23 protein-coding genes and 1 riboswitch are annotated in these 22,574 nt (G+C 46.7%); of the genes, 12 read left to right on the forward strand and 11 right to left on the reverse strand.

Annotated elements, in window-relative coordinates:
* Positions 1–3 precede the first annotated feature (3 nt).
* The 4 genes from fdhE to fdnG all read right to left on the reverse strand — a co-directional run bounded on the left by fdhE (position 4) and on the right by fdnG (position 5,634).
* On the reverse strand, positions 4–945 hold the full coding sequence (gene fdhE / locus GGR41_RS10470; protein WP_167661794.1) for a formate dehydrogenase accessory protein FdhE: 942 nt from the start codon (positions 943–945) through the stop codon (positions 4–6).
* A 76-nt stretch (positions 946–1,021) separates the two neighbouring features.
* A complete protein-coding gene (locus GGR41_RS10475) occupies positions 1,022–1,660 on the reverse strand; it encodes a formate dehydrogenase subunit gamma (RefSeq protein ID WP_077734926.1) in 639 nt (212 codons plus the stop codon).
* Positions 1,653–2,561 (reverse strand): formate dehydrogenase subunit beta, encoded by a 909-nt coding sequence (gene fdxH, locus GGR41_RS10480; RefSeq protein WP_077732965.1) that lies wholly within the window; start codon positions 2,559–2,561, stop codon positions 1,653–1,655. The genes GGR41_RS10475 and fdxH overlap by 8 nt, the downstream gene beginning before the upstream one ends.
* A 10-nt stretch (positions 2,562–2,571) precedes the next feature.
* On the reverse strand, positions 2,572–5,634 hold the full coding sequence (gene fdnG / locus GGR41_RS10485) for a formate dehydrogenase-N subunit alpha (RefSeq protein WP_167661795.1): 3,063 nt from the start codon (positions 5,632–5,634) through the stop codon (positions 2,572–2,574).
* A 131-nt stretch (positions 5,635–5,765) separates the two neighbouring features.
* On the opposite strand from fdnG, the gene dtd reads away from it, so the two are divergent.
* The 3 genes from dtd to GGR41_RS10500 all read left to right on the forward strand — a co-directional run bounded on the left by dtd (position 5,766) and on the right by GGR41_RS10500 (position 8,811).
* A complete protein-coding gene (gene dtd / locus GGR41_RS10490) occupies positions 5,766–6,206 on the forward strand; it encodes a D-aminoacyl-tRNA deacylase (protein WP_167661796.1) in 441 nt (146 codons plus the stop codon).
* Positions 6,207–6,548: 342 nt separating this feature from the next.
* A riboswitch (SAM-I-IV-variant riboswitch) is annotated at positions 6,549–6,647 on the forward strand.
* Between the two features lie 89 nt (positions 6,648–6,736).
* Positions 6,737–6,994 (forward strand): hypothetical protein, encoded by a 258-nt coding sequence (locus GGR41_RS10495; RefSeq protein ID WP_077732963.1) that lies wholly within the window; start codon positions 6,737–6,739, stop codon positions 6,992–6,994.
* Positions 6,995–7,233: 239 nt separating this feature from the next.
* Entirely contained in the window at positions 7,234–8,811 is a 1,578-nt protein-coding gene (locus GGR41_RS10500; protein ID WP_229711195.1) for a phospholipase D family protein, read from the forward strand.
* Here the strand turns inward: GGR41_RS10500 and GGR41_RS10505 are convergent.
* Positions 8,808–9,488, reverse strand: a complete 681-nt coding sequence (locus GGR41_RS10505) for a class I SAM-dependent methyltransferase (RefSeq protein ID WP_167661797.1) — start codon at positions 9,486–9,488, stop codon at positions 8,808–8,810. The genes GGR41_RS10500 and GGR41_RS10505 overlap by 4 nt on opposite strands.
* A gap of 112 nt (positions 9,489–9,600) precedes the next feature.
* Here GGR41_RS10505 and GGR41_RS10510 point away from each other — a divergent pair, with 112 nt between their 5' ends.
* Positions 9,601–11,256: an FMN-binding glutamate synthase family protein gene (locus tag GGR41_RS10510; protein ID WP_167661798.1), complete on the forward strand. Its 1,656-nt coding sequence runs from the start codon at positions 9,601–9,603 to the stop codon at positions 11,254–11,256.
* Between the two features lie 145 nt (positions 11,257–11,401).
* On the opposite strand, the gene GGR41_RS10515 is transcribed toward GGR41_RS10510, so the two are convergent.
* From GGR41_RS10515 to serA, 3 genes are all read right to left on the reverse strand, one after another.
* A complete protein-coding gene (locus GGR41_RS10515) occupies positions 11,402–12,826 on the reverse strand; it encodes an aspartate ammonia-lyase (RefSeq protein ID WP_167661799.1) in 1,425 nt (474 codons plus the stop codon).
* A 254-nt stretch (positions 12,827–13,080) separates the two neighbouring features.
* The gene (locus GGR41_RS10520) at positions 13,081–13,476 is read right to left on the reverse strand and encodes an SH3 domain-containing protein (protein ID WP_167661800.1); all 396 of its coding nucleotides are present in this window, start codon (positions 13,474–13,476) and stop codon (positions 13,081–13,083) included.
* A 69-nt stretch (positions 13,477–13,545) separates the two neighbouring features.
* On the reverse strand, positions 13,546–14,775 hold the full coding sequence (gene serA, locus GGR41_RS10525; protein ID WP_167661801.1) for a phosphoglycerate dehydrogenase: 1,230 nt from the start codon (positions 14,773–14,775) through the stop codon (positions 13,546–13,548).
* 300 nt (positions 14,776–15,075) lie between these two features.
* Here serA and GGR41_RS10530 point away from each other — a divergent pair, with 300 nt between their 5' ends.
* Together GGR41_RS10530 and GGR41_RS10535 are read left to right on the forward strand one after the other, a co-directional pair.
* On the forward strand, positions 15,076–15,921 hold the full coding sequence (locus GGR41_RS10530) for a mechanosensitive ion channel family protein (RefSeq protein WP_167661802.1): 846 nt from the start codon (positions 15,076–15,078) through the stop codon (positions 15,919–15,921).
* Between the two features lie 79 nt (positions 15,922–16,000).
* Positions 16,001–16,630: an energy-coupling factor ABC transporter permease gene (locus GGR41_RS10535; protein ID WP_167661803.1), complete on the forward strand. Its 630-nt coding sequence runs from the start codon at positions 16,001–16,003 to the stop codon at positions 16,628–16,630.
* 41 nt (positions 16,631–16,671) lie between these two features.
* Here the strand turns inward: GGR41_RS10535 and GGR41_RS10540 are convergent, their stop codons facing one another.
* The 3 genes from GGR41_RS10540 to GGR41_RS10550 all read right to left on the reverse strand — a co-directional run bounded on the left by GGR41_RS10540 (position 16,672) and on the right by GGR41_RS10550 (position 17,972).
* Complete coding sequence (locus tag GGR41_RS10540; RefSeq protein ID WP_167661804.1) at positions 16,672–17,202, reverse strand: ferritin-like domain-containing protein; 531 nt, start codon at positions 17,200–17,202, stop codon at positions 16,672–16,674.
* 114 nt (positions 17,203–17,316) lie between these two features.
* Entirely contained in the window at positions 17,317–17,649 is a 333-nt protein-coding gene (locus GGR41_RS10545; RefSeq protein ID WP_209279801.1) for a YnfA family protein, read from the reverse strand.
* Positions 17,646–17,972 carry a tetratricopeptide repeat protein gene (locus GGR41_RS10550; RefSeq protein ID WP_167661805.1) on the reverse strand — a complete coding sequence of 109 codons (327 nt, stop codon included), beginning with the start codon at positions 17,970–17,972 and terminating at the stop codon, positions 17,646–17,648. Before GGR41_RS10550 ends, GGR41_RS10545 begins: the two co-directional genes overlap by 4 nt.
* 162 nt (positions 17,973–18,134) lie before the next feature.
* On the opposite strand from GGR41_RS10550, the gene GGR41_RS10555 reads away from it, so the two are divergent.
* From GGR41_RS10555 to GGR41_RS10580, 6 genes are all read left to right on the forward strand, one after another.
* On the forward strand, positions 18,135–18,560 hold the full coding sequence (locus tag GGR41_RS10555; RefSeq protein ID WP_167661806.1) for a DUF4395 family protein: 426 nt from the start codon (positions 18,135–18,137) through the stop codon (positions 18,558–18,560).
* Between the two features lie 147 nt (positions 18,561–18,707).
* Positions 18,708–20,033 carry an FAD-dependent oxidoreductase gene (locus GGR41_RS10560; protein ID WP_167661807.1) on the forward strand — a complete coding sequence of 442 codons (1,326 nt, stop codon included), beginning with the start codon at positions 18,708–18,710 and terminating at the stop codon, positions 20,031–20,033.
* Entirely contained in the window at positions 20,020–20,526 is a 507-nt protein-coding gene (locus GGR41_RS10565; RefSeq protein ID WP_077732950.1) for a thiosulfate oxidation carrier protein SoxY, read from the forward strand. Before GGR41_RS10560 ends, GGR41_RS10565 begins: the two co-directional genes overlap by 14 nt.
* Positions 20,527–20,535: 9 nt before the next feature.
* Positions 20,536–20,862, forward strand: a complete 327-nt coding sequence (soxZ, locus tag GGR41_RS10570; RefSeq protein ID WP_077732949.1) for a thiosulfate oxidation carrier complex protein SoxZ — start codon at positions 20,536–20,538, stop codon at positions 20,860–20,862.
* A 57-nt stretch (positions 20,863–20,919) separates the two neighbouring features.
* The gene (locus GGR41_RS10575) at positions 20,920–21,270 is read left to right on the forward strand and encodes a c-type cytochrome (protein ID WP_167661808.1); all 351 of its coding nucleotides are present in this window, start codon (positions 20,920–20,922) and stop codon (positions 21,268–21,270) included.
* A complete protein-coding gene (locus GGR41_RS10580; RefSeq protein WP_167661809.1) occupies positions 21,267–22,574 on the forward strand; it encodes an NAD(P)/FAD-dependent oxidoreductase in 1,308 nt (435 codons plus the stop codon). The genes GGR41_RS10575 and GGR41_RS10580 overlap by 4 nt, the downstream gene beginning before the upstream one ends.

The raw sequence follows: 22,574 nt of genomic DNA on the forward strand, positions 1-22,574 counted from the left end.
AGCTTAGTCTTCAGTTTGGTGCTGTTGCCATAAAAAAGGGTTGTCGCTAACGCGATAAAAACCTTCTTCGCCCATCAGCATATCTAACTCGAGGGTAGCCAGATCATCTGCCACGGCTTCGACCATTTGGTCTTTATTTTGGTAGAAAATCTTTCTATACGTATTGCACTTGCCACACGATTCAGCTTTTATGGCTTCAGACCCTGCTTCGATAGAGTGATAAGTAATTTTTTCTGTGTCTTCACAATGGGTACATGTAACACGAACCACATGCCACTCGGTAGAGCACAAGCCGCAAATAGCGTAACGCATGCCATCGCGTGACCCACCTATGCGCACAATACTTGACACAGGCAAACTACCGCAACAAGGGCACACACCAAACGGGGTGATGATAGGTAGATCGCCCTCTGGAAAGTTAATGCCAAGACGCGTCCAATAGACTTGTAATGCGGCCATCACAAAAGGTGCACGCGCGGCATCCACCCCTTCGTCAAAGCGCGCCAACAAAGCGTCAGCAAGGTGCTCTAGGCTGTCTGTTTTGGTTGCTATTTCACCTATTATATTTTGGCAAATGGTTTTTACAGCATCGGGCATTTCTGCCTGAGCCTGCACATGCTGCACAATATCTGCCAATATGGCAAGCCATGTACCATCACGCTTCCAACCTGTGGCTTGCAAAGGAGGCATACCGTGCGCTTGGGCACGATCGACCTGCTCTTTGGCTGCGCCTGGGATAGTTGTATAACGCAACAGTGCGGCTTGCTGTGCCTCGGCCACGTGGGCCATAACTAATAAATAATCACCGATTGAACTTTCTGCTGCCAATTGGCGCAGACGGTTTGCACGCTCTTGGAACACAGAGCGTTCCTCGGGCTGTGCTAAACGAGGAATATGGGTGTGATCTAACCCTTCGATTTCACCACGGGATAAGATGCGCTGCATCAGGACTCCTAGAAAAACAGGGCTGCTACCGTAAGAACGATAGCAGCCTCTTTTTAGCTATAAAGCCGGGGGAAAACTACTTTACGTCTTGTTTGCGAATTTCTTCGCGGAACCAGTCGCGGTGGTTTTTCCAAGCCCAGCCTCGGCTAACGGTACCTCGTGTCATAGCACGCACAGAACCTTTAACCCAAATTGCTGCATAGATGTGCACAATAATGGCACAAATCAACAAGAAGGCAAAGAGAGCATGCACCACAGAAGCAAGACGGATCATGTCAATGCCAAACAAGTACGAGAAGTACTCGCGCCAAATAACAATACCCGATGCTAACAAACCAAGCATTAAGATAATCAATACATAAAACAGTAGCTTTTGACCAGCGTTATAACGACCGGTGGTCGGCACGCCTTCTGTTTCATTTCTGAGTACCTTGGGCATAGCACTTAGCCACTCGCTGTCTTTTTTCGTGAAACGATTGAATCGCATCAAGCGGAAAGCCAAGATAAAGAAGCTGAGGAACATAACCACACCAATAAAGGGGTGCAGAATACGTGTCCACGTAGGGCTTCCTAGTAAATTGGATAACCAAAAGAAAGCTGGGTGAAAGAGAGCCAAACCCGATGCCGTCAACAGTATAAAGGTTATCGCGGTAATCCAGTGGTTGATACGCTCGCCCGCTGTATACCTAACGATGGGGTACTTTTTGTCAGACATGGTTTTCATCCTCCGCCTTAGCAGCACGCTCGTCTTCCTCGGTGGTCTCTACTGGGCCTCGGCGCATGTAATGGATAAATCCAGCAAATGCCGTTAATGCCATGGCTGCGACCCCAAAGGGTTTGGCCATGCCTTTCCAGAATGAAACCATAGGACTGATTTGAGGATCCCGTGGCAAGTCAGCGTAAATTTCTGGCTTGTCTGCGTGATGCAGCACATACATAACGTGCGTGCCACCCACACCTTGGGGATCGTATAAACCAGCGTGCTCGTAACCTCGAGAGTTTAAGTCCACAATACGCTCTGCTGCATGCACTTTCATGTCTTCTTTGGTGCCAAATACAATGGCACCGGTAGGACAGGTTTTTACACAAGCAGGCTCTTGACCCACGGCAACGCGGTCAGAACAAAGCGTACATTTGTAAGCTTTCTGATCAGTTTTAGAGATACGTGGGATATCAAAAGGACATCCCGTAATACAGTACCCACAACCAATACAGTTCTCTTGGTTAAAGTCGACGATACCATTCGTATGTTGAACAATTGCACCAGGAGACGGACAGGCTTTTAAACAGCCTGGGTCTTCACAGTGCATACAGCCATCTTTACGAATGAGCCATTCGAGGTCTCCTTTGTCGTCTACATATTCTGTAAAACGCATTAGAGTCCACGTGTTTTCGGTCAGATCCGCAGGGTTGTCGTACACCCCTGTGTTAATACCGATGTCGTCACGCAGGTCATTCCACTCCATACAAGCCACCTGACACGCCTTACAACCGATACACTTGGTGGTATCGATCAGTTTGGCTACGCCTTCGGTGCCTTCGATAGGATGACGTACGCCAGGCGGAGGAGTCGTGGTCGCTGAACGACGCTTAATGTCCATTGCTTTTAATGCCATTACGATCTCCTTATGCCTTTTCCACGTTTACGAGGAAGGACTTGAACTCGGGCGTTTGCGAGTTTCCGTCGCCCACAAATGGGGTTAAGGTATTCGCCAAGAAACCGGGTTTAGTCAGTCCTACAAAGCCCCAATGGATAGGAATACCCACCTGGTGCACTCGTGTGCCATCTACATCTAAGCTAACTATGCGTTTTGTCACTACTGCTTTAGCTTTAATGTAGCCTCGATTTGAAGACACTTTGACTAAGTCGCCGTGCTTAATGCCTTTGCTCTCTGCGAGCTCTTCACCGATTTCCACAAACTGCTCGGGTTGAATAATAGCATTCAGTCGAACGTTCTTAGTCCAATAGTGGAAGTGTTCGGTAATACGATAGGTAGTGCCCACATACGGGAACTTGTCTACTTTTCCGAACTCGGCCCAATCGTCTTTAAACACGCGTGCAGCTGGATTACTTGTTGCCTTGTCGTTGTCTTTGAACAAGGGGTTATAACCCAATGGTGTTTCGAATGGCTCGTAGTGAGTAGGGAAAGGTCCTTCGGCTAGCCCCTTGCGAGCAAAGAAGCGCGCTGTACCTTCGGGGTTCATAATAAACGGCCCCATCCCACTGCCTGGTAGCTCGTCGATTTTGAAGTCAGGTACGTCTGCGCCGGTCCATTTTTTACCATCCCAATGGACGAGCGAACGGGTTGGATCGAACGGTTTGCCATCGAGGTCACAGGATGCACGGTTATATAACACGCGACGGTTTGCTGGCCAAGCCCAAGCCCAATTAAGGGTTTGACCAATGCCAGTAGGATCGCTGTTATCACGGCGTGCCATCATGTTGCCTGCTTCGGTCCATGAACCGGCGTAGATCCAGCAACCACCTAGTGTAGAACCATCGTCACGCATCTCGCCAAAGCCAGCTAATTGTTCGCCTGCCTTGCGGATTACGTTGCCATTGGCATCTAACACATCCGTAATTGCACGGCCGTTTAGTTCCTTGGCCAGCTCTTCGGCAGTGGGATGCACTGGATTGCTGTATGGCCAATACACATTGTTGATCGGGTCTGCAAAGGTACCGCCCTCTTTCTTGTAGAGCTCTCGAATATGGTGATAGAGGGTCGCCATAATTTCGATGTCAGTTTTTGCCTCTGCAGGTGGCTCGGCGGCCTTCCAGTGCCACTGTAACCAGCGACCGGAGTTCACCAATGCGCCGTCTTCTTCGGCAAAGCAAGAAGTGGGTAAACGGAAGACTTCGGTTTTAATAGAAGCCGTGTCTACGTCATTAGATTCGCCTGCATTACGCCAGAACTCGGAAGTTTCTGTAGCTAAAGGATCCATGATGACCATGAATTTTAGCTTGGAGAAACCTTTTATAAGCTTGGCCTTGTTGGGCGCAGCCGCTAATGGGTTAAACCCTTGACAGATATAACCATTAATTTCGCCTTTGTTCATGAGCTCGTACGCTTGGAGCATATCGTAAAGCTTGTCTAGCTTTGGTAGATAGTCGTAGGCGTAATTGTTGTACTCATGGGCGTAATCGCCCCACCAAGCTTTAGCTAAGCTAACGTGAAACTTCTTGTAATTGCTCCAGTAACTGAGCTGATTTTTACGTAAAGGTTTCAACGCGCGAGCTGCAATATAACCATCAAAGTCTTGCTCGGCTTCGTTAGGTAGAGTGAGGTAGCCCGGCAACAAATTGGACATGAGCCCAATGTCTGTCAGACCTTGAATGTTGGAGTGTCCGCGCAATGCGTTCATCCCACCCCCAGCAATACCGATATTACCCAATAGCAACTGCATCATTGCGCCAGTGCGAATGATTTGTGAGCCGATTGAGTGCTGTGTCCAACCTAGTGCGTACAAGATGGTACCAGCACGATCTGGTGTATGGGTTGTGGCTAAGAGTTCACATACCTGTTGGAATTTATCCACAGGTGTACCACAAACGCGGTTCACCATTTCTGGTGTATAGCGCTCGTAATGCTTACGCAACAAATTGTAAACACAACGTGGGTGTGACAATGACGGATCAGTGACGACCTCGCCGTTCTCGTCTAGCTCGTAATCCCAACTGGCTTTGTCATAGGTACGTGTCTCTGGGTTGTAACCAGAGAAAAGACCGTCTTCAAAGTCAAAGTCTTCGCGCACGACAAAAGACATGTCAGTGTAATTTTTGACATATTCGTGCTGGATTAGATCGTTGTCGAGCAAATATTTGATGACACCACCCAAGAACACAATATCTGTGCCCGTACGGATAGGTGCATATAAATCGGCTACGGATGCAGAACGATTAAAACGTGGGTCAACAACAATAAGTTTTGCACCACGATTTGCCTTGGCTTCAGTTACCCATTTAAAACCACAGGGGTGAGCTTCGGCTGCGTTCCCGCCCATAATCAAAATCACGTCAGCGTTTTTGATGTCGACCCAATGGTTCGTCATCGCGCCGCGGCCAAACGTCGGGGCAAGACCTGCCACCGTCGGACCGTGTCAAACACGCGCTTGATTATCGAATACGAGCATACCCATTGTGCGAACAACCTTGTGGGTAATGTATCCCACTTCGTTACTACTGGCCGAGGCCGCTAGCATACCGGTTGTTGTCCAACGGTTTACAATTTTTCCGTCGTCTGATCGTTGAATGAAGTTAGCATCGCGGTCCTCTTTCATGAGTTTAGCGATACGGGTGTAAGCATCATCCCAAGAAATACGTTCCCATTTATCAGAGCCTGGGGCTCGGTATTCGGGGTATTTCAAACGGTTGGGACTATGAATGAAGTCGACTAGACCTGCCCCTTTAGGACAAAGAGTGCCCCGGTTTACCGGGTGGTCGTGGTCGCCTTCGATGTGAAGAACACTGGCTTTGGCGTTTTTTGCGCCATCGCCTAAGCTATAAAGTAAAATTCCACAGGCTACAGAACAATAAGGACAGGTGCTACGGGTTTCGGTCATGCGTTCAAGCTTGTATTGTCTTGCCGCAGCGACCGCGGGTGTAGGCGTGACGCCTAACAGAGCCATACTAGACCCCGCTAATGTGCCCCCTGTTACCTTAAAAAACTGGCGCCGACTCATGTTATTCATGGACGCTCTCCATTTTTGAATAATCAATTATGCTTCAGGGACATAAATGTCATGCGTTGTTACGAGATTTATCTCATAAATCCATTGTACTCAAAATATACTCCTTTCCATATAAACACAGGTATACAACGATGTTAATTTTAATTCAACGTGTAAAGCAAGCTGAGGTGCACATTGCAGAAAACACAGTAGGCGCAATCAGCAAAGGCTTATTGGTCTTTGTGTGTGCTGAGCCCACGGATACCTCCACCACCTTAGACAACGCTTTAAAAAAAATAATAAATTTACGAATTTTTGCTGATGCAGAAGGAAAAATGAACTTGAATGTACAGCAAATAAACGGGGGTATTTTATTGGTTAGTCAGTTCACTTTAGCTGCTGATACGCAGCGCGGCAATCGCCCAAGCTTCACTAAATGCGCGCCTCCTGACTTAGCCGAGCAACTTTATGATCAATTTATCAGTAAAGCAAAAGCGGCCTACCCTCAGATTGCCACAGGCCAATTTGGAGCTGACATGGATGTGCATTTAATTAATGATGGCCCGGTTACTATTCCAATGCAAATTAATTAAAGCTTAAACGATCTTAAAGACCTACTTTATTAACCCATAAAAAGTGCAACCGCCCTAAATTACTTACAGAAATATAATTATAATTAAAAAATCAAACGGTTTGTAACACCAGCAATACATTTAAATAAACGCTACGTTATAAGACGCGTGCTGAAGGGGTAAATAAGCGTTTTTTAGACATGATTATGAGGCGTTTTATTAAATTAATCCAAGAAATAATAGGTACAGATCCGCTAAAGTAAGCCTTGTTCTTGCACTGTAGTACATGAAACCTAAAGACTTGGGTTGACACAACCTTACACAAAGTGGGGGTTGATATCACCGCTCATCAACGTTAAGATAGATCTACATTTCGAGTTGAACATCTTGTTCATGCCAACCTGTTACCCATACAAGGTGGATGCATAATGTGGCATTACTAATGCAATACTGGGTTACCGCCGCCCGCCTCTAGCGGGCATTTTTTTATGGGGTTATTTATACCGACTTGCTCGCCCCGGGCATTCTGCCAAAGAGCTAAAAAGGAAATTATGGCGAATGAAATTACCATTGATGGCGAACGTTTTACTACGACTACCGCTCCTGACTCAGCCTTGGTTCAAATTTATCACCAAACCAAAAAACGGCTAGTGGCTTCATTTAATCCCAACACGGCATCGCTCTTTAGCCCTAGAGCTTATGGTTCGTGGTCTAGCATTCATCCCGACACCAGTCTCAGCCTTTTGGAAAAAATAGAGCCGCATTTAGTCGAGCAATGTAAACAACGCATAATCAATCAATATAAATAACAGCCTAGTATTGATAGAAAAACCCGCTTGAACTCAAGCGGGTTTTTTTATTCTTTTTGCGCCAAAACCCTGTTGTCTAAGGTAAAGAGCTACATAGCGTAGACAACCTAAGCATCCTTTATTTAGGTTATTTAAGCTTGCATTTTATTACTTTTTGCCTATGCCGTTAAGAATTTGATCACGCTCAGTACTAAAGGTTCAGGTATGATCAATTTATTGTCTGTTTTTGTTTTTTTATTATGATGCGCTTTCGCACCGTTTTTTCTTCTTCTTTCCAACGCATTTTACTGCTTAGCGTAGCGTTATCAGTGCTGACAGCCTGCAGCTTACCTGCCCTTCAAGACAGAATACCTTCAACAGCCCTAAGCACCGAAGAAGCCCTTCATACCTCAATAGGTGCGGCATTAAAACCTTTAGCCCAAGAGCACCCCGAACTCAGTGGTATTCGGTCGTTAGCCGACCCACATGATGCGTTTGCAGCTCGGGCTTTATTAGCACGTGTTGCTGAGAAAACCATCGATGTCCAATATTATATTTGGCGCGCTGATACGACGGGCTATATGCTGCTAAACAGCTTGTACGAGGCGGCTAACCGCGGCGTACGCATACGTTTACTGCTAGATGACAATGGTATAGATAAGCTAGATACGCAATTGGCTTTATTGCATCAGCATAGAAACATTGAAGTGCGGGTTTTTAACCCTTTTCCATTTCGCACTGTCAAACGCTTAGGCTATGTGTTTGATTTTAAGCGTTTAAATCATCGTATGCACAATAAGTCGTTTACGATTGATAACACAGTCACTATTGTGGGTGGACGCAATATCGGTGACGAATATTTTGGTGCGACAGACCAAGTGCTGTTTGCGGATTTAGATGTTATTGCCATGGGTAAGGTCGTTGACGATGTGTCCGTTGATTTTGATCGTTACTGGGATAGCCCTTTATCCTACCCGATTAATCAAATTGTGACCTTACGCAGTCACCAAACCTTAGACCAGCTTGACTTGAGTGCGCTCATTCAAAGCAATCCAGACAGAGCCAAAGAATATTTTGAAGTCGTGCGTCAAGCCGAAATAATACAACATCTAGTTGAACGTAAACTAGAGGTTGAGTGGGTCAAAACAGAAATTGTTAGTGACGACCCAGCTAAGGCTTTAGGTCAAGCCAGCCCCGAACAGCTGTTAACGTATCAGTTACAGCACGCCGTTGGAACGCCAGAATTTACCTTAGACTTAATTTCGCCTTATTTTGTACCTACTAAAACAGGTGTACAAAGTTTTTCGGTACTGGCCGATAACCCTAATTTAACCATTCGTATTTTAACCAACTCGTATGAAGCCACCGATGTGGGCGCTGTGCATGCCGGCTACATGAAAAGACGTAAAAGTATTTTGCACTCAGGCATCGAGCTATATGAATTAAAAAGCAACTCATCAGGTAACTTACAAAAAATAGGCAAAAATTCATTTGGTAGCTCGGGCTCTAGCTTACATGCTAAGACTTTTTCCATTGATAACAAGCGAGTTTTCATTGGCTCTTTTAATTTTGATCCGCGCTCAGCCCATTTAAATACCGAGCTAGGCTTTGTTATCCATAGCCCCACCTTAGCCAAAGACATTTCTGCGCTGTTTGATAACCAAATCCCTTATGAAAGTTACCAGGTCGTGCTAAATGATAAAAACAAAGTGCATTGGATCGAGCGCGAAGATGAGTACAGTGTGCCTCAAATTCATGACACAGAGCCGGGCACGAGTTTTTTTAGTCGCTGGTGGCTGCAATTTATTTCTAAATTACCTATTGAATGGTTACTTTAAACTTCCCAATCAATTAACGCCCAGTCTACATCCTGAGTTTTACCCAACTCAGACGAGGTATTGCTAATGAAACGCAACTGAGCGCGTCGCCCTAATTGGTGCAAGATGGCCAGCACATATAAATAACTGGGTGTCGCAAGCTCGGGCGTTTGCGAGCTGTCGATAGCGCTCGATGCACCAAATTCGATATGAGCTGGGTAGGTTAAATAAACATGCCGTTTTGCTTTGGACTCTAGCTTAAGCAATGCACTGGCCATGTCTTCAACTAAAGTGGAACGAGAGGCAGTGACAATGTCGCACTGCGGCACATCTGCCCAACCCTCATCCCAATCTTTACATAATGTTTTTATATTATGCGCCCCATAGTGCTGCGCATTGAGTTGTAATTTGTCCAACATGCCTGCACTGAAATCTAATGCATAGACACGCTGGACAGAGGGCGCGGCTAAGACCGCAATAGCGCCCGACCCACTACCTACATCTAATAATGTATCGGTTGGCTTTAAAGCCATTGCCTCGATAAAGGCACGGGTATAAGGCGTATCTAACTGCCCTACTTCAATGGCTTCAGCTTTTTGATCCCATCGATCTGGGGAAGATTTAGGACGCGCCGCCTGTTTTTTATGCGTTTTATAAAGTTCAATAAAGTCAATATCGTAAATACTTTGTGCAACCATAACATTTTCTTGTGTAGGTAATAGGTGTGGAATAGATGTATATAAATGCCAGAATAGCCTATGATTAAACTATTTTGAACTTGGACTTTCATTGACCCTTTTGGAGTCTTTCATGCAACGTTTGTTGACCCGCTATACTGCATTTTATGTTGTTATCCTTGCTGCTGCAGTATTCAGCCTATTCGCACTTCAAAAGAGTGCGGCGTGGTGGATTTTAGCGATTCCTTTTATTGGCCTCAGCTTTTTAGGTCTCATTGACCTAACTCAAACTAAACATGCTATTCGCCGTAACTACCCCGTTATCGGCAATTTACGTTTTCTTTTCGAGTTTATTCGCCCTGAAATACGTCAGTATTTTATGGAAAGTGATGATCAACAACTGCCCTTTTCACGTGCGGCCCGTTCCTTAGTGTATCAGCGGGCTAAACAACAAGAAGACAAACAACCTTTTGGGACCCAATACGACGTGTATAGCCCGGGGTACGAATGGATCAATCACTCTATGATCCCCAGTCAAATTAAAGACGTCAACTTTAAAGTCACCGTAGGTGGCCCAGACTGCACTCAACCCTATGCATTATCGGTATTCAATATTTCCGCCATGAGCTTTGGCGCGCTATCAGCAAATGCGGTGATGGCCCTAAACCGAGGCGCCGTACTAGGTAATTTTGCCCACGACACCGGCGAAGGCGGCATCAGTCGTTATCATGCTAAATACGGCGGGGATCTCATTTGGAATATCGGTTCCGGTTATTTTGGCTGTCGAGACGAGCACGGCAATTTTTCCCCTGAACGTTTTGCCGAGCGCGCCCGTCAAGAACAAGTAAAAATGATTGAAATCAAACTATCCCAAGGCGCAAAACCGGGTCAGGGGGGTATTTTACCGGGCGCTAAAGTCACCCCTGAGATTGCCGCAGCGCGCGATGTACCTGTTTGGCAAGATTGTATTTCTCCGCCCCAACACAGCGCCTTCACTACCCCGATTGAACTGCTGCAGTTTGTCAAGCAGCTCCGTGACCTATCCGGTGGTAAACCGGTGGGCTTTAAGCTCACTATTGGTCACCCGTGGGAATGGTTCGCCATTGCTAAAGCCATGCTCGAGACCCAAATCACACCCGATTTCATCGTGGTGGATGGGGCCGAGGGCGGTACAGGGGCTTCACCGGTAGAGTTCATGAATCACGTGGGTGTTCCACTGGTTGAAGGACTACGACTAGTTCATAACACCTTGGTTGGCATTGGACTACGTGAGCAAATTAAAATAGGCGCCTCAGGCAAAATTATCAGTGCATTTGATATGGCACGTATTATGGCGTTAGGCGCCGACTGGTGTAATAGTGCGCGTGGCTTTATGTTTGCTATTGGTTGTATTCAAGCGTTAACTTGTCATACCGGCAAATGCCCTACTGGGGTCACCACACAAGACCCGTTGCGTCAAAAAGCACTCGTGGTCTCTGACAAATCATTGCGCGTTGCTAGCTATCACAACAATACGCTTAAAGCCTTAGCGGAACTTTTGCGTGCAGCAGGCTTGCACCACCCGGCTGAATTACGTCCGCATCATATAGCGCGTCGTTTAGAAAACGGCGAGGTCCGCGTTCTTTCTGCTCTCTTTCCTGATTTAGAAAAAGGCGAGTTGTTACGAGGTGAGTACAGACAAACGGTATTCCGTGCCTCATGGCCGATGGCCAGTGCCGAGTCCTTTGCGCCCCTTTATAGTTTAAGTGCAGCGCTCTCAGGGCTGTCTAAAACTGAACTCCCTCACTAACTGCCATCCTTCACACCTTAACGGGTATGTAGCAGGCTCGGCATGACTCTTTTTACCAAGGCATCGTTTAGGTGCCTTTTTTATTGGCAAAAACAAAAAGGCATGGGGATTAGCCATGCCTTAATGCCGTTCCTATATGCTTAGATTAGTTTTTAACTGATCCCAAGCGAGGTGCAATCATATTTTGAGGTGTCAAAATGTCTGCCAGCATTTCTTCGTCTAGTAGCTGCTCTTCACGTACTAGCTCTAAAATGCCACGGCCTGTAGCCAGTGCCTTTTTAGCAATACGAGAAGAATTTTGATACCCGATGTAAGGGTTCAAGGCGGTAACTAAACCAATAGATTGCTCGACAAGGTGCACACAATGCTGTTCATTAGCCGTAATGCCGTCGACACAGAGCTCGCGCAGCATATCCATAGAGCGCTGTAATAGACGCACTGACTCAAACATTTTGTAGGCGATGAGCGGTTCCATTACGTTTAACTGCAACTGACCGGCTTCGGCGGCCATCGTAATGGCTATGTCGTTGCCAACAATTTGGAATGCAACCTGATTCACGGCCTCGGGGATAACTGGGTTTACCTTGCCTGGCATAATTGAACTGCCAGGTTGACGTGGTGGCAAATTAATTTCATTGATGCCAGTACGTGGGCCACTGGAAAGCAAACGTAAGTCGTTACAGATCTTAGAGAGCTTCATGGCGGTGCGCTTTAGCATGCCAGAATGCAGAATAAAGTCACCCATATCAGAAGTGGCTTCGACCAAGTCCGAAGCGGCTTTGACAGGCTGACCACTGACTTGAGCTAATGCGCGCACGGCAAGGGCTTGGTAAGCCGGGTCGGCATTGATGCCTGTACCAATGGCTGTACCACCCAAGTTCATTTCACACATAATTTCTGGAACCAAGGTACGCAAACGCACCAGGTCTTCCTCGAGATTAGTGGCAAAAGCGTTGAACTCTTGACCTAAGGTCATGGGCACCGCGTCTTGCAGTTGAGTACGACCCATTTTTAAGATGTGATCGAATTCAGTGGCTTTGGCCTTAAATGCATCCACCAACTGCTCTAGACTGCTCAAAAGCTGGTTATGACCTAATAGCAAACCTAAACGAATGGCTGTTGGGTAGGCATCGTTGGTAGACTGCGCCATGTTCACATCGTTATTGGGGTGAACCTCGTGGTAATCCCCTTTTGCACAGCCTAAGCTTTCTAGGGCGATATTGGCTATGACCTCGTTAGCATTCATGTTGGTAGAGGTCCCGGCACCGCCTTGGATCATGTCTACAACAAACTGGTCGTGGTATTCGCCATTAATGATACGCTGACAAGCTGTGGTAATGGCTTGATGCTTGCGATCGCTTAAATAACCTAACTCATGGTTAGCGGCAGCGGCTGCCTGTTTTACCATAGCTAAAGCCACAATAAAATCAGGGTAAGCAGAGAGCGGCACATCAGACAACGTAAAGTTGTGGATAGCACGCAAGGTTTGCACGCCGTAATAGGCGCTTGATGGGACTTCAACTTGACCTAAAAGGTCTTCCTCTATACGAGTGGATTCAATTTCTGACACGATATTTCAACCTAAGCAAATGCTTTAAATAGATAAACGGCGAAAATTTATTTTACGGCGCAAAAAAGCAATTGCGCTATTTTTTTTTGTGTTTTCTAGCAAAAAAAGCATTTTTTATATTATGAAAACAACTAAGATTAGCACCTAACCCTTTGCAATCCAAGCCTAGCCGTTATCACTGCATCATAAAATGACCAGTTACCTTGACGTAACAGGAAATCAAGGCTGCTAAAACGCGGTCATTGCGTTTTGCCTTAGGGCGCGTCAAGCTGTACTAAACGCAATGCATCGGTATCAATATAACCAATACGGCCTTGGCTATTACAGACTAGCCACCATGAACTACGTTGCTGATGGGTTAAAAAATCAACGTGTGGTGCGATAACCCCGATAACCTGACTGCCATGGCGAGGACGTTGGTATATCGTTAGGGTGCGCCCTAAACTACGTCCTTTTTTTTGAAAGAAGTGAGCCGGCATAGGCGCCACCGTCCAACCAGAAGGTTGCTGCTTTACTATGGTCTGCGTTTCAAGCTGCACTAGTATTTTTTGTGCTGCCCTTGGACTTATTTCCAAATGACGCGCTAAAGCGGACACATTGACCTGCTGTTGTAACCAAAGCCAGTTTGCTGCTTCTGTAAGGATATGCATCGTTAGATTACTTTGCCAAGAAAAAACCCTAGGGCTTTCCTAGGGTTTAGATAGACTAGGCGCTAACTACTAGTACAGCACACGGCAGCGCATGGTACCGGGAATTTCTTTAAGGGCTTGATAGGCCAACTGCGAATGATCTGCATCCACGTCAATCACTACATAGCCTACGGCCTCGTCAGTTTGTAAAAACTGCCCACTGACATTAATGCTGTTATTGGCAAAAACGGTGTTAATGGCGCCCAACATGCCTGGCTGGTTTTTATGCACATGCAAAATACGGTGCTTGTTGGGGTGAGAAGGCAAAGCGAGCTCGGGGAAGTTAACAGAAGACACCGAGGTACCGTTGTCGCTGTATTTCACGAGTTTTTGCGCCACCTCGATACCAATATTGGCCTGGGCTTCCTGAGTGGAACCACCCACGTGAGGCGTGAGAATGACATTATCGATGCCACGTAATGGGCTAATAAACTCGTCTTTGTTAGAGCGCGGCTCGATAGGAAACACGTCAATCGCCGCACCGGCTAGGTGCTTGCTGTCCAGTGCGCCTTTTAACGCATCGATATCAACCACTGTACCGCGCGCCGCATTAATTAAAATGGCACCAGGCTTCATTGTGTTGAGCTCTTTTTCACCGATCATCATGTAGGTAGAGGGCAGCTCGGGCACATGGAGAGAGACCACATCGCTCTCTGATAGAAGCTGGTCTAGCGTATCAACCTGACGGGCATTACCTAAAGGCAATTTAGCGACCACATCGTAGTACAACACCTGCATACCTAAGGCTTCAGCCAACACAGAAAGCTGGGTACCGATATTGCCGTAACCAATAATACCTATCTTTTTACCGCGTGCCTCGAATGAACCCGTTGCGGTTTTAAGCCATTCGCCAGCATGGGCGGCACGGCTTTTATGTGGCACCCCACGTAAGAGCATGATGGCTTCGGCAAGGACGAGCTCGGCAACGGAGCGGGTGTTAGAGTGCGGCGCATTGAACACAACGATGCCACGCTCGCGTGCGGCGTTAAGATCGACTTGATTGGTGCCGATACAAAAGCACCCAACAGCCACTAGTTTTTCAGCGACATCAAACACATCTTTAGTTAACTGAGTGCGAGATCGAATTCCCACAAAATGCGCGTCGGCAATCTTTGCCTTGAGCTCGCTTTCTGGTAAGGCGCTAGAGATGGATTCAATGTTGGTATAGCCTGCTGCATTGAATGTATTAATGGCGTTTTGATGCACACCCTCTAGGAGAAGAATTCGAATTTTGCTTTTATCAAGTGATGTCTTGCTCATCAGTAACCCTTAGACACGTTGGAAATACAATAAAATAAGGTAGCACATCTTCTGCTACCTAAAGCTGAATTCCATTGAAGAAAAAATAGTATTTTCTTGAACTAAAAAACCAAACCCAAGTGCTTGTTCCTAGGCTTGACCCTTAAGTCCATATTACCACTATACCAACGCTGTGTGCGGGAAAGCAGCACGAGGCTAAGCCTGTTCACGTTCGCTAGATAAAACACACTCCCCGCAGACGCGATGGGATCAAGAGAGGGTATAATTGCCCCTTTTAATGCCTAGGATCAAACTTTGAGTATGCTGGCTACGATTAACGATTTCTTTGGTGGTGAGTTTGCTCGATTATTGAGCTCAGTGGCAGTTATTATTGCCGCTATTTTTTTTAATCATCTCAATGTGCGCTATCAGACCGCTCCGGCGCGGGTGTTAAGTCGTGGTTCCCAGGGTCGTCAGCAGTTGGTCTTGATTAAAAACGTTATTATTCTAACGGCCGTTTGCTTGATTATTATGATTTGGGCCACAAAGATCGTGGGCATTGCGCTGTCTTTGTCGGCTTTTGCCATGGCATTAGTTTTGTCTACCAAAGAGCTGATTATGTGTATTACGGGCTACACATTATTTGCCTTATCTCGACCCTTTAATGTGGGTGACCACGTAGAACTTAGTGGGGTTCAAGGCCTAGTAGTCGATGTAGACTTGCTCAACCTTACCCTCTCAGAAACGAATGGCTCTCATCAAATTACCGGTAAATCAATTATTTTACCTAACAGCGTATTGTTAAGCGCTGTCATTAGTAATAACTCCAGTTTGAATACCTATGTGATTGGCAATGTACGTTTAGCCGTGCCCTACGCGACTCCTCGCGAGGCCTTTACCCAGCTAGCTATCAAGGTAGCAACCGAAGTCTGCGAGCCCTGGTCGCAAGATTCGTTAATGCATTTCCAACGGTTAGGTTCCATCGCCCTATTAGAAACCCCCTCAAACAAAGTCGAGGTTTTTTGGCACCCCGTCGACACCAAGCAACACTGGGTAGAGATTCGCTATACCGTACCCGTGGCCCAGCAGGAACACGTAGCCCAACGCATTCAAAACCAAATCTGGTTGCGCTATGGCGATGAACTGATCGCAGCAAATCGAAGCTAAATGACCTAGATTTAACGCTAGCTCTTGGGATTCAGCAGTGCTAACGTAGAACTATTCTGTTCTTGTTTCGAGTCTTTCTATGAGCTTAGTCCTTGCTTTTATAGTCATAGCGATTGCCGTGCGTCGTACCGATTGGCGGGTACTTCATAATGACTCCGACCGCATTCAGCTCGCTCTTATTGCCACCTTGATTTTAGGTTCTATATGGATGCTCCAAACTGGGATTCAGCCCGGGCTAAACATCCACTTTCTAGGCTTAACAACGTTGACTTTATGTCTGGGATGGCGCCTAGCGATTCTATGTGGCACGGTGGCCTTAGTGTTTGTGAGTCTACTGGGTATCAGTGCGTGGGATAGCTTTGGGGTTAACCTTTTACTAGGGGTCATCTGGCCAGTTTGTTTTACGTATTTTATTTTTTTACTGACCTATAGCTATTTGTCTAGGCATTTATTTATCTATACCTTTATTGCCGGTTTTTTTAACGCCGCGCTGACTATCGCTGTGTCGATGCTAGCGTTTGGTTTGTATGCCTATTTTACTCATATGCACAGTTGGCTCATTATTGTGCAAGACTACCTTAGCATTTTACCTTTAGTCATGTTTCCTGAAGGCTTAATCAATGGTATGAGTCTAACCGCGTTAGTCATGTATAGACCCGAATGGGTATGTACCTATTCAGACCGCGACTATTTATGCAAAAAAAAATGAGCGCGGTACTTATAGCACGGCGCTCATCTCTTTATCTGGCTTTATAGACCTAATAGATCGCTCATTTCATCGGCGTGCTCTTCTTCAGAGGCCATGATTTCAACAAGCATTTGACGCGTTGTAGGATCTGAATCCCCGATCTCTACAATCATTTGACGATAAGATTCGATGGCAATGCGCTCGGCAATTAAATTAGCACGGATCATGTCTTTAATATCCATACTGGTGTCATACTCGGCATGGCTACGTTGTGTTAAGGTCGCTGGGTCAAGATCCGGCTCGCCATTCAGTTGTACAATGCGCTCTGCAATGCGATCTGCATGGGCTTGCTCTTGTTGAGCGTGCTCAAGAAACTCGGCCTTAATGGATTCGTTATGAATACCCGTAGCAGTAAAATAATGACGCATATAGCGCAGCACACAGACCCACTCTGTGGCCAATGCCTCGTTAAGCATAGAAATAATTTTTTCTCTGTCACCTTGGTATCCTGAAGCGACAGCTCCGTCTTCAACATGCTTTCTGGCTGCTTCACGAATGGCTTCTACATCAAGAATGCTGTTCTGTTTACTCATCACATATCTCCTGATAAATGGGTCTTTAAATCATGTCTGTATTCAGACCATTACTGACACCATACCAAGAGCCATGGACTTGCTAGGGTAAGCAAATGCAAGTGAATGTGTCTTTTATTGCTGCGACCATCCTAAAACAATCACGGCCATGCCAGATAAACTTAAGCCGGCTCCTACCACATCAAACCAAGACCAACTTGCTCCGTCAATCACTCGTAACCAAATCAAAGCCGTCACTACATAGACCCCGCCATAGGCGGCATAAACTCGTCCACTTGCTGCTGGATGCAGTGTTAACAGCCAAATAAATAAGGCGAGGCTAACCACACTGGGTACTAATAACCAAGGACTGCCCTTTTCTTTTAACCAGAGATACGGCAAATAACAGCCCACAATTTCTGCTAGCGCTGTGACAGCAAAAAGGGCCACTGTTTTAATCACTGTCATGCCGAACGCTGCTTGGCAATACGCCGTAAAAACACATCAATCATTTTTACGGTTTGAATATCACCACGTGTTTCAGCGGTAATGCGTGCCGTTTCAAATACGTCATGGGCTTTTGTTAGATCGCCTACTTCAAAATAACTACGCCCTAACCAAAACCCTGAACTGGAGTGGGTGGGATCCAGCTCTAGCGCACGTTTTAAATGCATTATGGCTTTTTCATACTGCTCTTGCTCTGCATAGGCTTTGCCCAAACCAAATCGTAATAGCAAATTATCTTGGCCTGTGTTTAGCATGTCTTCGAGTCGCGTAACTAAGTCTGACATGGTTATCTCCTTTAACTAAGCGAAAACAAACTTAGCATAATTTGTTGCACTCAGCCCGAATACACCTACAGGGTCTCTTTAATTACTTGCCATTTAGCCCTTTCATTATATAAATTAATATTATATATTAATACATCTCAATAATTCGTAAAAGGAACATGTATGTTACGGTTTGATGTCCCTCCTGTTTGGTCCAATGTGGCGCGCTGGGAAGCATTTATTAGTTTTGTTATTAGTGGCTTGGCGCTTATTTATAGCCCTTGGTTCATGGTTATTCTCTTTATTCAAGGTACTGTGCGAGGGTTTATTAAACCTCAAGCCTGTCCCGCACACCGCCTTTGGCATGCCAGCTTCGAACGATTAGGTTGGGGTGGACATAAAGAAAATGCAGGCGCCAAAATGTTTGCCAACAAAGTGTTAGCGTTTGCCTCAGCCGTTGCGCTAATCGCTAATGCACTAGGCAGTCCAATGTGGCAAGTCCCCGTTTCCGCTTTATTGCTCTTTACCACCTTAGAGTGGGCGTTTTCTTTTTGTGCAGCATGCTGGGTTTACGGCACCTGGTATCGCTGGTTCCCACCTAAAGCGTAAACGTTTGCCCGTAGGCGAACCTTACTGTAGTCCTTCAGTGGTTAATCGGCATTTGACGTTGACTTAATTTTGGCTATACTGGCGGCTGATCAAGTTTTGATTATCCATTTATTGGCGTATGTCATGGCATGACTACGAGGAGACCTCATGAATCGCAGACATTTTATGTTGGCGACGCCTACTATTGCCTTAGGTTCGCTAGCTTTACCCGCTTCTTCTTTGGCCACGCCGGCTATTCATTCCCAACAGCAGCTTGTTGCCCGTAGCGGCAGTGGCCCTCGTGTGGTCATTTGTGGTGGGGGTTGGGGTGGTATGACCGCAGCACGGTACATAAAAGAACTCATCCCCAACGCTGACGTTATTTTACTTGAACGTAATCCGACCTTTTGGTCTGGCCCCATGAGCAACAAATGGCTGATTGATATTGTGAACACAGATTTTGTGAATCACGATATGCTCAATCCAGCCAATAAATACGGCTATACCCTTATTAATACCGAAGTCAATGCCATTGAGCGTGATAAAAAAATAGTGCGCACCACGCATGGTATGGTGGATTACGACTTCTTGATTTTGTCAGGCGGCATTCGTAATGCGTACGAGGCGTGGTTTGGCGATGATAAAGTAGCGGCAGAATACACTCGCAAGCATTTTCCTAATGCGTATATTCCCAACGCAGAAATGTTTGCTTTAAAGAGCAAACTGAAAAACTTCAAGGGTGGCACGATGGTCATGACCTTACCGCCTCCCCCGCATCGCTGCCCGCCTTCCCCGTATGAGCGAGCCTGTTTAATGGCGTGGCACATGAAAGCCAATCAGGTACCAGGCAAAATTATTATTTTAGACCCCAAGCCAAATCTGGCGCCGATTGGCGAAGGTTACCGAGCGGCTTTCGAAGAGCTGTACCCGGATATTATTACCCATGTGCCTAATGCAGTGGTGAAAGAGGTAGACCCATTCAACAAGCATATTAAAACAGCGGCAGGCGATTTTGATTTCGATGACGCGGTGTTAATGCCGCCTCATCAGGCGGCTGACATGGTGCGCTATGCGGATTTAATTGGTACAGGACCTGATGGCAAACCTACAGGTTGGGCCGATATTGATCCGCGTTACTTTACCGCCAGAGGTGATGACAGCGTCTACGTAGTAGGCGACTGCATGGGGTTTATTTCCGATCAGTTTGGCCACTACCCAAAAAGTGCGCACGTAGCACACGCTATTGCAAAAATCGTATCGCAAAATATTGCCGAGCGCGTAGCAGATAAAGAAGTTATACCGGTCTTACCTGATAACCTCTGTTACATGATGGTCAATGCCGACCCCCAAGAAGAAATTTCGGTTAAGTTTGAATACGAGCTAGATCCTAACGGCAAGGTGCTACAAACCCAAATCGATATGGATGTCCGTACCAACGACCTGGTTAAAGATGACTTCAATTGGATTAAGAGCCGCTTTGATGACTTTCTCTAAGCTTCCTTCTGTGCATTTCCAACAGCGGCGTCAGGTGCTAGGTCTGGCTCTAGCCGGTTTTACTACGCTGACATTACCCACGAGTTTGCATGCGACAACTGTGGTGCAGCAACTGCTACAGGCAGCGAGCCCAGCGGATGTAAAAGCTGAGGTGGATGCCTTCTTACAAGGCGCCACTCCAAATCAAACGGGGCTTAAACTACAGCTTCCTGCTTTAGGCGACAACCCAGCCGCAGTTCCTGTGAAGGTGGTGTTCGACTTGCCTATTTCTCGTGATTTGTACTGCGAAGAACTCATCGTCTTGGCCGAACGCAACCCTAAGCCCTTAGCTTGTCGCTTCCAGTTTACTCCTGCGGCAGGAACTACCGAAGTGGCTGTGCGTTTGCGTCTCATCGAGTCACAAACCATTCAGGCACTCGCTCGAATGAGCGATGGTCAGTATCTAATTGCCCAACAAGCCATCACCGTTACGGCCGGTGGCTGTGGCATGTAAGGAAGCAAGATGAGTAAGCCTCGTATTTGGATAAGCAATGCAACACCTAAAAAAGACGAGCTGGTGCGTGTGCGTGCCTTAGTTGAACACCGCATGGAAAGTGGCTTCCGGCAACATGCCGATGGCAGTGTTATTGCGCGCCAGATCATCCATACCTTTACCGCCCATCTCAACGATGAGTTGCTGTTTAGTTGGTCACCTGAAACGGCCGTGTCACAAAACCCTTATATCGAATTCACTTTCATAGCGTTTGCGTCAGGTGAACTGAGACTCACCTGGGAAGATGATGAAGGTGAAATCATCCAAGGCAACGCGGAATTAACCCTAAGCGCATAAATCCAGATAAAGCAATAAAGCTCAGCCTTTATTGCTTTGTTTTTACTAGCGATTGTTATGAAACCATTCACTACTTTTCTGTGTAAAGTGGCGGGCAGCCTATTGCTTGTGTTCAGCACGACGGCTTTAGCACAGTCCACCACTCGTACTTTTGATGTGAGCGTATTGGCCGCAGCCTGTGCTAATTGTCACGGTCCCGCGGGGCGCTCCACCACTGCCATTCCGTCATTAGCCGGCCAGCCTGAAGCTCTATTACGCCAACAGCTACTGGCCTTCAAAACAGACCCTCCCGCTTATACTACCGTTATGGACCGCTTGGTTGCCGATCTTAGTGAGGCACAACTGGCAGCAGTAGCGCGCTACTTTTCTCAAATAGAAATAACCCCTAAAGCAGGAGTGACGCCATGAGCACCATCCCAAATCCAAAAAGACGCCAATGGTTACGCCATATTGGTAGTAGCGCTCTAGCAGGGGCCGCAGTGGTGTCAGCACCGAGTCTGGCGCGTACACCTACGCATCGGGTGGTGATTGTAGGTGGGGGCTTTGGGGGAGCCACAGCGGCGCGTTATATTAAACAACGCTTGCCCCAAGCCGAGGTTAGCCTTATTGAAGCACAAGCTCAGTATTACACCTGCCCATTTAGTAATCTGTACCTTGGCGGTTTAAAAGATTTTGATGAATTGGGACATGACTTTTCTAACCTAGCGGCGCAAGGCATTCGAGTTATCACCGATTTAGCCACAGCCGTCGATACTGAGCAAAAACGCGTCCATCTCGCTCATCACGCCGCCATCCATTACGACAAACTTCTTTTAGCCCCAGGCATTGATTTCAAATGGAATGCGCTTGAAGGCTATGATGAAGCGGCCAGTTTGTTGGCGCCGCATGCCTGGAAAACGGGTCCTCAAACTCAACGTCTAAAAAAGCAGCTTGAGGCCATGCCCGATGGCGGCTTATTTATTTTGGTCGCACCAGAAAATCCATTTCGCTGCCCTCCTGGGCCCTACGAACGCGTCAGTATGATTGCTCATTACTTTAAGCAACATAAGCCGCGCTCTAAGATTCTTATCCTTGATGCTAAAGATGCGTTCTCGAAACAGGCCCTCTTCCAACAAGGTTGGCAGCAACATTATGGCTCCATGATTGAGTGGATCCCTTTTGCCCAAGATGGAAAAGTGGTCCGTGTCGATGCCAACCGCTTACAAGTGGAAACTGAATTTGGCACGGTGCATCAAGCCGATGTGCTCAATGTGATTCCGCCTCAACAAGCAGGTGCCATTGCCGTTCAGGCTGGGGTCACCGATAACAGTGGTTGGGTACCCGTTGATAGTAGCAATTTTGCATCGCAGCAAGTCGCTGATGTGTATGTGGTGGGTGATGCAAGCATTGCCTCGCCCATGCCCAAATCCGGCTTTGCCGCTAATGCTCAGGCTAAGGTGGCAGCAACAGCTATTGTTAATGACTTACTCGGCCAAGACCCTGCCCAAGCTTTTTATGCCAACACATGTTATAGCCTTATCGCCCCCCACCATGGCATTTCTGTTGCCAATGCCTATGTAGCCGATGAGACCCACGTAATAGAAACCTCAGGGGGGGTGAGTCCTTTAGATGGCTCAGCTGCCTTTAGGCAAAAAGAAGCCGATTACGGTGCGGCTTGGTATAAAGCCATCAGCCAAGACATTTGGAATTCCCCTTTAGTTAAGGCGACATAG

Origin of the sequence: Paenalcaligenes hominis, from assembly GCF_011927625.1 — a bacterium.
Lineage (GTDB): Bacteria > Pseudomonadota > Gammaproteobacteria > Burkholderiales > Burkholderiaceae_B > Paenalcaligenes > Paenalcaligenes hominis.